Annotated in this window: 7 protein-coding genes and 1 pseudogene; 4 read left to right on the top strand and 4 right to left on the bottom strand. The window is 70.4% G+C overall.

Going from position 1 to position 8,128, the window contains the following annotated elements; translation table 11 throughout:
• Positions 1 to 117 (top strand): annotated as a pseudogene (locus AB0D66_RS18465) (galactose-1-phosphate uridylyltransferase); the annotation flags it as partial.
• A 47-nt stretch (positions 118 to 164) separates the two neighbouring features.
• On the opposite strand, the gene AB0D66_RS18460 reads toward AB0D66_RS18465, so the two are convergent.
• Positions 165 to 1,064, bottom strand: a complete 900-nt coding sequence (locus AB0D66_RS18460; RefSeq protein ID WP_362303989.1) for a tetratricopeptide repeat protein — start codon at positions 1,062 to 1,064, stop codon at positions 165 to 167.
• 300 nt (positions 1,065 to 1,364) lie between these two features.
• Between AB0D66_RS18460 and AB0D66_RS18455 the strand changes: the two genes are divergently transcribed.
• Both AB0D66_RS18455 and AB0D66_RS18450 read left to right on the top strand, forming a co-directional pair.
• A complete protein-coding gene (locus tag AB0D66_RS18455; protein ID WP_362303986.1) occupies positions 1,365 to 1,607 on the top strand; it encodes a hypothetical protein in 243 nt (80 codons plus the stop codon).
• Between the two features lie 107 nt (positions 1,608 to 1,714).
• Positions 1,715 to 2,680: a YihY/virulence factor BrkB family protein gene (locus AB0D66_RS18450; protein WP_362303982.1), complete on the top strand. Its 966-nt coding sequence runs from the start codon at positions 1,715 to 1,717 to the stop codon at positions 2,678 to 2,680.
• Positions 2,681 to 2,784: 104 nt separating this feature from the next.
• On the opposite strand, the gene AB0D66_RS18445 is transcribed toward AB0D66_RS18450, so the two are convergent.
• A complete protein-coding gene (locus tag AB0D66_RS18445) occupies positions 2,785 to 4,407 on the bottom strand; it encodes an MFS transporter (protein WP_362303980.1) in 1,623 nt (540 codons plus the stop codon).
• A 525-nt stretch (positions 4,408 to 4,932) separates the two neighbouring features.
• On the opposite strand from AB0D66_RS18445, the gene AB0D66_RS18440 reads away from it, so the two are divergent.
• On the top strand, positions 4,933 to 5,721 hold the full coding sequence (locus AB0D66_RS18440) for an SDR family oxidoreductase (protein WP_362303977.1): 789 nt from the start codon (positions 4,933 to 4,935) through the stop codon (positions 5,719 to 5,721).
• Between the two features lie 94 nt (positions 5,722 to 5,815).
• Here the strand turns inward: AB0D66_RS18440 and AB0D66_RS18435 are convergent, their stop codons facing one another.
• Together AB0D66_RS18435 and AB0D66_RS18430 are read right to left on the bottom strand one after the other, a co-directional pair.
• A complete protein-coding gene (locus AB0D66_RS18435; RefSeq protein WP_362303974.1) occupies positions 5,816 to 6,742 on the bottom strand; it encodes a hypothetical protein in 927 nt (308 codons plus the stop codon).
• A gap of 254 nt (positions 6,743 to 6,996) precedes the next feature.
• A complete protein-coding gene (locus tag AB0D66_RS18430; protein ID WP_362303972.1) occupies positions 6,997 to 7,947 on the bottom strand; it encodes an alpha/beta fold hydrolase in 951 nt (316 codons plus the stop codon).
• Between the last annotated feature and the right edge of the window lie 181 nt (positions 7,948 to 8,128).

Raw genomic sequence — 8,128 nt, 5'->3', positions numbered from 1 at the left:
CGCACCGCAGACAAACTGAAATACCTCGCCGGAACCGAATCCGGAATGGAGGCCTACATCAACGACATCCGACCCGAAGACGCCGCCGCCCGCCTACGCGAGGTGGCAAGCCGGTAAAGGAACCCGGGTCGTTTCGGGCGGTGCGGAGCACCTCCATCTTCCAGCTATACGGATCCCGGGCTGTCAGCCTCTTCGGCACGCTGGTGCCAGGCTCGGGCTCCCTCGGTGTCCCCTTCTTCCTCCAACAGCGGGCCGAGGTGCCGCATGGCGTCAGTGTCACCGGCTTCTGCCGCACGCTGCCACCACGCACGTGCCTCCTTGGAGTCTCCTCGTCCGTGCTCCAGGGCGCCTAGGTTGAACATGGCCGTTGCATCGCCGCGCTCGGCCGCGAGCTGCCAGCACACCCGCGCCGCATCGATGTGGCCGTGCCGGTAGCGCAAGGCACCTCGTTTGAACAAGGCGACGGGGTTGCCCCGCGCGCCCGCGCGCTCGTACCAGGCTTCGGCCAGTGCGGCGTCCTCCCGTTCTTCCAGCAGGGAGCCGAGGCAGTGCATGGCGTCGGGGTTACCGGCCTGGGCGCCGCGTTCGTACCAGCGGAACGCCTCCTGGGTGTCCCCTTGCACCACGCTGAGAGCACCCAGGTTGTACATGGCGGCGGCGTGCCCCTCGGCCGCAGCGGACAGCCACCACGCGCGGGCTTCCTCGACCTCTCCCTGCTGTGCCAGCAGGGCGGCGAGGTTGCTCATGGCGCCGGGATATCCGCCGTGGGCGGCACGCCGGAACCAAGCGGCAGCGCCATCGGTCTGCTGATCCGCCAGCAGCAGGCAACCCAGGGTGTCCATGGCCTCGAGATGCCCGGCTTCAGCAGCCCTCCGGGACCAGGTGCGGGATCCCTCCCCGTCTCCCTGCCCGGCCAGCACGCGACCGAGGCTGTGCATGGCATCCGGGTCACCGGCCGCAGCGGCAGCGCGCAATCCGTCGTGGTTTCTCCCGGGAGGCTCCACCGGGAGCGAACCTCGGCAGAAGTCGCCGGCGGAGATGCTCCTCGCGTCGACGTCCTGCACGGCGTCGCCCCGCTCGGGACGGTCCTCGCCTGTCCCTGCCGCCTTCTGCCGCTCCCCCTCCGCTCCACCCTGCTTCCTTCGCCACCTCATACCCTCCATCCTGCAGCGGCCCCAGACCTCATGCCACGGCCCAGGCCTGTGCCCGCGCCGGCGCTCGCGCCACTGGAACGGCAGGTGGGTGGATCTGGTGCGGTGAAGGGTTCCCCGGCACCCGCAAAGCCTATGATCGATCTGTCTGCGGCGAGTGACTCACCTGCAGGTGGGCACTTCCACCACGCGGTTTCGGTAAGGGCATGTGCCATGAGCGGGGACCAGGCCATCCGGCAGTTGCGCATGCTGGCCGACGAGCGGGCGCTCGGCTGCGAAGTCGACCCCGGCCGGCTCGTCCAGGCCGGCCTCGACGCGCTGCTCGCCGGCCTCGAGGACTGGGACATCTCCCGTGAAGAACTCAACGCCGGCATCATCCAGGCCGCCCATCAGCTGCTCACGGCCCTTCCGCCACCCCCCTGGATTGCGGCCAACCCGCCCCCCGAAGCCGGGTAGAACCTCCGCCGGGGCGGCACCCACTCCCCGGCCGACGCCGGCATCGGCTCCGCACACGATGGCACCCGCGGCCGCATGGAAACGGGCTGGCGGAGCACACCCCCTGCATGGGAACAGTGGTGCACGTACCGCAGACGAGGGACATGATCGGTGACGAGTTGTCCGGGGATGAGGCGTGGACCGCGCTGCGCCGCTACGGGGGCCGCCGGCTGGTGTCCGACGCGTTCCTGCGCTTCCGGTACGCCGACGGGTTCAGCTTCGCGCGCGCCCTCGCCTTCCAGTTGGTCATCGGGATGGTGCCGCTCGCCATCGCCCTGGTCGGGGTATCCGCGGCCGTTCACACCGAGAGCGTCGGACGGTTGATCGAACTGACCTTGGACGAGATAGTTCCGGCGGCCAGCGCCGAGCTCGTGCGCGAGGGCTTGCTCGCCACCCGCACGCACGCCGGTGCCGACACGGCGGGCACCGTGGCCATGTGGCTGGGCCTCGGTTTCGCCGTACTGAACCTCGCCTCGGCCATGGGCCAGGTCGAGCGGGGGTGCAACCGCATCTACGGGATCGAACGCGACCGGCCGTTCCTGGAGAAGTACGGCCGCAGCCTGCTGCTGGCGGTCGGTGCGGGCGGGCCGCTGGTGCTCGGCTTCCTCGTGACGGTGGCCGGCGGGGCGGTGAGCAGGGCGGTAACGGAGGTCTTCGGCCGGCCCGGGGCATGGCTGAGCTGGTGGGAGTGGGGGAAGGTCCCGGTGGGCGTGGCACTCGCCTGCGTGGCATCGGCGGTCATCCTGCGCTGGGCGCCCCGGCGCGACCAACCGGGTTACACCTGGCTGGCGTTCGGCTCGGTGGTACAGCTCGTCCTGTGGATCACGGCTACCTGGCTACTGGCCCTCTATGTGGGGCACAGCGGGTCCTTCGGTTCGCTGTACGGGCCGCTGACAGCCCTGATGGCCCTGTTCCTCTGGGCCAACCTGGCCGGCGTCGCGCTCTTCCTGGGCGTGGCCTTCGCGGCCCAGCTGGAGGCCGCCCGGGCCGGCATCACCAGGCCCGTGCATACGGATCCCGGTTCCGGACCCTGACCGGCCGGCCGGCCGACTGGCCGGCTGACCGACTGGCCGGCTGACCGGCTGACCGGCTCACCGGCTCACCGGCTGACCGGCTGACCGGCTGACCGCCCGATCTCTCAGGCCGCCGGTCCGCTCGGCCCCTCGATGGCGGCGGGGGCGGAGTCCTCGGTGTAGTAGCGCCCTAGGAGTTCCCGCTCGGCGTCCCGGTGCGGGAACTTGAAGAAGATCAGCAGCGCACCCAGGCCGATCGCGGCCAGGCCGACGGTGTACGCCCAGTCGTCGCCGTGGAGGAACGACCGGCGTGCTGCCGCGACGATCTGGTCGGCGTACTCGGGGTGCTGCTGGGCGACCTGCCCGGCGGAGGCGAACGACTTCGTCAGCTCGCTCTGGACCTGGTCCGACACGTCCTTGCTCTCGGGGGAAGCGGCGATCGCCGCGCTGAAGGCCGAGGCGTATCCGGCGGTGAGGAGCACGCCCATGATGGACTGCATGATGGCCCCGCCGAGGTCCCGTTGCAGGTCGGCGGTGCCTGAGGCCATGCCGGCCCGTCGCACGGGCACCGATCCGGTCAGCGAGTGGGATGCGGGCGTCCCGGCGAGGCCGGCGCCGATACCGATGAGCACGTAGGCGAGGCCGATCTGCCAGTAGCTGCTGTGCTCGCCCCAGAACAGCAGCATCCAGGCGAAGGCGAGGAAGAGGAACACGTAGCCGATCAGCAGGGTCGTGCGGGCCCCGCGTGTCTCTACCAGCTTCGCGGACTGTGGTGCCACGAGCACGATCATCACGACGAGGGGGAGGATGGCGGCGCCGGCTTCGACGGGGTTGTACTCGAGCACGTTCTGCAGGTACTGCTGGCTGATGAACGCCGACCCCATCAAGGCGCCGTACACGATGATGCCCCCGCATGCGGCGACCCAGAACGTGCGCCGGCCGGCGATGCGGAGGTCGTACAGCGGGTTGGGAGCCCGGCGCTGACGCCAGAAGAACGCCGCTCCGGATGCCAGGGCGATCACGGCGAGGCCGACGACCAGGGCTGTCTGGTGGGGGACGGCGGCGAAATTGATCGCCAGCACCAGTCCCGCGACCAGGAGAACGGACAGGATGCCGCCGAGGTTGTCCACCGGTTCGGCCGACTCGTTGGCGTGCGCGGGGACGAACAGCAGGGCCATGACCAGCGCGACCACGGCGAGGGGCAGGGTGACCAGGAACACCGACCCCCAGTAGAACCGTTCGAGCAGTGCGCCCGCGATCACCGGCCCGAGCATGGAGATGCCGCCGCCCAGGGCCGCCCACAGCGCGATCGCCTTCGTCCGCCCCGGCCCCTGCCACAGGGCGGTGATCAGCGCCAGGGTGGTCGGGTAGGCCATGCCGGCCGAGAGCCCGCCGAGGATCCGGGCCATCGCCAGGACGGTGTCGCTCGGCGCGTAGGCGGCGAGCAGGCAGGCGGGGACCGACAGCGCGATGCCGAGGAGCAGCAGCAGCTTGCGGCCGTGACGGTCGCCGACCGCACCCAGATAGAGCACCGATGCGGCCAGGCCGAGGGAGTACCCGACGGCGATCAGGTTCAGTGCGGTCTGGGAGGAGTCGAAGGCATTCCCGATCGCAGGCAGCGCCACGTTGGCCACCGTCAGGTTCAGGTTGGCCACCGCGGCAACGATGATCAGGGACGCCAGAACGAGCGAGGACCGCGCCGGGGCGTCACGCGGAACGTCGATGCGAGGCGCGCCGCTTTTCGACATGGAACCTCCGGGGCGAAGTGGGGCTTGGTGAACGTCGGGCTGCCGCTCCGGCCCGGCCCGGCCTGCAAGCCAGGCCGTATGAGTGCGGCGCCACCGGGGCATCGCGCACCTGGTCGCCGATGTCGCGCGGGGTGTCGGCAGGTGACGTCGGACCAGCGTGGTGCGCTGGCGCGTCAGTTGCGGAGTGATCTGGCGAGGACATCGAGAGCGGCCTGCGGGATATCGATCCGGAACGGGCTGGTGTCAGCACACATGATCATCAATATATGACCATTCCGGGCAAATCCGCATGAAAGAGGGTGATGGCGGTAGCGCGCGTCAACCACGGGACAGGACTCACCTACCGCCGGGCCCGGGGCGTTGCCGGTAGTGCCGCCAGTCGTCATTCGCCCGGCAGCTGGCGCGCGGGCCGGGTCGAGGCGGGGCGATGGTGTTCCTGCGGGTGGTAATCCGGGTGAAAGCGGGAAGCGACACAGGGAATGTTCGTCCCCACGCCGCTCGGCGGCAGACAGGCAGGTAGGCAGCGTGCTCATCGACCTTTCCGGGAAGACCGCTCTGGTCACCGGCTCCACTCAGGGCATCGGCGCGGCGATCGCGGCCGGGCTGGCCGCGGCGGGGGCGCGGGTCGCCGTCAACGGCCGGAGCAAGGAGTCCGTGGAGGCGGCCGTGGCACGGCTCGCAGCGGACGGCGGCACGTTCATCGCCGCGCCCGGAGACATCGCAACGGACGAGGGCGCCGAGGCGGTGTTCGACGCGGCCCCGGACGTCGACATCCTGGTCAACAGCCTCGGCATCTTCGGATCCCGGCCGGCCCTGGAGATCGACGACGCGGAGTGGCGGCGCTACTTCGAAACGAACGTCCTCTCGGCCGTGCGGATGACCCGCCACTACCTGCCGCGCATGGTCGAACGCTCCTGGGGCCGGATCCAGTACATCGCCAGCGACTCGGCGGTGGCGATCCCCGCCGAAATGATCCACTACGGCATGTCGAAGACGGCCCTCCTCGCCGTGTCCCGCGGGTTCGCCAAGGAGGCCGCGGGCACGGGGGTGACGGTGAACTCCGTCATCGCCGGGCCCACGCACACGGGCGGCGTGGAGGACTTCGTCCGCGAACTCGTGGGTGGAGACCTTTCCTGGGACGAGGCCCAGCGCGCGTTCATGCGCGAGTACCGGCCGCAGTCACTCCTTCAGCGGCTGATCGAACCCGAGGAGATCGCGAACATGGTGGTCTATCTCAGCTCTCCCTTCGCCTCGGCGACGACGGGCGGGGCGGTTCGGGTCGACGGCGGCTACGTCGACTCGATCCTGCCCTGACCCGCCCGGAAGCCGGCAGCGTCCTGTCAGGCAGATCGCAGGGTCAGCCAGATCGCTCGGTCAGGCAGATCGCTCGGTCAGGCAGATCGCTCGGTCAGGCAGATCGCTCGGCACCGTAGTAGCCGTGGCGCATCCGGAACCTCATGGGGTCGGTGCCGTCTGCCTGGATGTGCCCGATCAGCAGGGACCGCAGCGGCTCGGGCAGGTCTTTGCCGTGCGCTCCGGTCCATTCGAGGGAGCTGAAGAGCTGGGCCGCGCCGTCGAGCTGGACCGGGCTCGGCGAGCCGGTGGCTAGCGCGCTGAGGATGAGGGCGGGGTCCTCGGCGAGCAGCAGCTCCTGGACCGCCATGTCGTACCACTTCAGGCCGCCGGTGGACTCCCTGGCGGAGGCCCCGGCCCATGCCAGCAGGACGCGGATCCGCTCGATCTCGTCGGGATAGCCCTCTCTGAGGAGCGTGGTGAGCCAGGGCTTGGCCTCGCGAAGCCGATCCGACCAGGCTTCCAGGTCACTCCCATGCGGGTTGGAGACCTCCGTGGCTGCGTCGTGCAGCCCGGCTGGTGCGGCCTGGAGCCAACGCAGCCGGCGCCGGTCCTCCTCGGCCTCTTGCACGGCCAGCCTCGCCTGTACCTCTCGCGATCCGGTCAGGCCTCGTTGCGCCAGCCACTCGGTGAGTGCCGGACCGTCCTGAAGGTCGGCATCGCAGTCACCGATTCCTCGAAGGCCGGATTGGTGGTGCAGCGTCCAGCGGGCGATCAGCTCGCCCTGGACGTCGTGGACCGTGATCGTCGGCCAGCCATTGCACCGGCACCGGTCGCCGGTGCCGCCGTCCACAAGGGCCAGCACTCGGGCCAGGTCTGCGATCTCAGCACCGGTCACCACGGTCCGTGCCACGTCGGCGGAGTCCGCCTCGCCAGGAGGTCCCTCGACGATCACGACGCGCCCGGCACGGTTCAGTACATCGCGGAGGCGCGCTGTCGTCGGAGCGCCCTCGTCCATGCCCATCGTTCCCTCGTAGATCACGTCGCGAGGATATCGGCGCCGTTCCGGTGACGGCTCACGGGATCCACGGGATCCGATGGACCAGCGGCTGCTCCACTGCCGCCACACGGTTCGGGAGACGGCCCTGAATCAGGGACCACGGCCGGTCTCCAACACCCCCACCCACCCACCCACCCACCCGCCCCCGCCCGCCGAGGCGGGGGTGCAGCGGCGCGCGACGCCCGTCGAACTTCTGCTCTGCACTGTGGGGCGGTCCGCGCCCGCGGCCCGCGCGGCTACGCGTCCGTGGCGCCCCGTGCCGCCGCCGGGTCGAGGGAGTCGATGTCCTCCAGGAAGCCCAGCATCCGGGCGTTGACCAGGTCGGGGTGATCGATCTGCGGCCCGTGGCCGGTCGCGGCCACGATCTCGGCGCGGGCGCCGTGGATCAGGCGCGGTACGCGCTCCAGCTGCCGCTTGGGGTGGACGAGCAGACTGCGCTTGCCCATGACCAGGTAGAACGGCGTCCGGATGGAGCCGAGTTCCGCGTCGGACAGCGGCAGCGGCGCGGGTCGGCGGATCCGGAAGGCCCGCACGCCGGCCTGGATCATCGCGCGCAGCTCGGGGACCACGATCACCGGCTGCTCCAGCCACTTGGCGAGGCGCGGTCGCCACGCCCTGGGGGCGTAGGTGGCGAAGAGGCTGGCGAAGATCCAGACGAAGAAGCGCAGCCCCACCTTCTCCAGGCCGCCGGGATCGAGGGCGGTGACCGAGGCGAGGCGTTCGGGCCGAAGGTGGGCCTGGTTGATGACGAGCCAGCCGCCGTACGAGGATCCGACGAGGTGGACCTTGTCGAGGCCCAGCGCGTCGAGCGCCTCGTCCATCCACTGCGCCGCGCGCTCGGGCTGCCACATCGGCTCGCGCTGGACGCTGCGTCCGGGATCGCCGGGAGTGTCGAGGGCGTAGACGGGGCGCTCGGCGCTCAACGCGAGGGTGTTGGGGTACCACTGAGCGGAGCAGCCCCCCGAACCGTGGATCAGGACCACGGGCGTGCGCGACTCGGCTGCCGGGTCGGCGGGGCCGTAGCGGTAGACGCGGGTGGTGCCGAAGCTCGTCTCGACGTCCGTCTCGGAGCGGACGGGTGCTCCCTTCGCGTAGAGGGCGTCGCAGGCGGCGAAGTAGCGATCGCGCAGCTCGTCGCTCACGTAGCGGCCTATGTCGCGGCGCGCGCGGGTCGTGTTCTCGGGCACGGGGCACCTCCAGGAAGATCCGTTCTTCGTGATACGAACGTACCATATTGTTGATACGGCGGTACCACGAAAATGCTCGGCCCGGGCCGGATGGTGAGCGCTGCCACCCCACCCGCCAGCGGACAGACGCGGACTGACGCCAATACCTGTCCACAACTGCTGCTCGTGCGCCACCCGCTGG

Origin of the sequence: Streptomyces sp. NPDC048270 (genome assembly GCF_040652335.1) — a bacterium.
Taxonomy (GTDB): Bacteria; Actinomycetota; Actinomycetes; order Streptomycetales; family Streptomycetaceae; genus Streptomyces.
This window is presented reverse-complemented; position numbering and strand designations above follow the sequence as displayed.

Bases quoted from the DNA above. Each gene is read 5' to 3' on its own strand.
- AB0D66_RS18455 (WP_362303986.1), top strand. From the start codon at position 1,365: ATGAGCGGGGACCAGGCCATCCGGCAGTTGCGCATGCTGGCCGACGAG.
- AB0D66_RS18450 (WP_362303982.1), top strand. From the start codon at position 1,715: ATGGGAACAGTGGTGCACGTACCGCAGACGAGGGACATGATCGGTGAC.
- AB0D66_RS18445 (WP_362303980.1), bottom strand. From the start codon at position 4,407: ATGTCGAAAAGCGGCGCGCCTCGCATCGACGTTCCGCGTGACGCCCCG.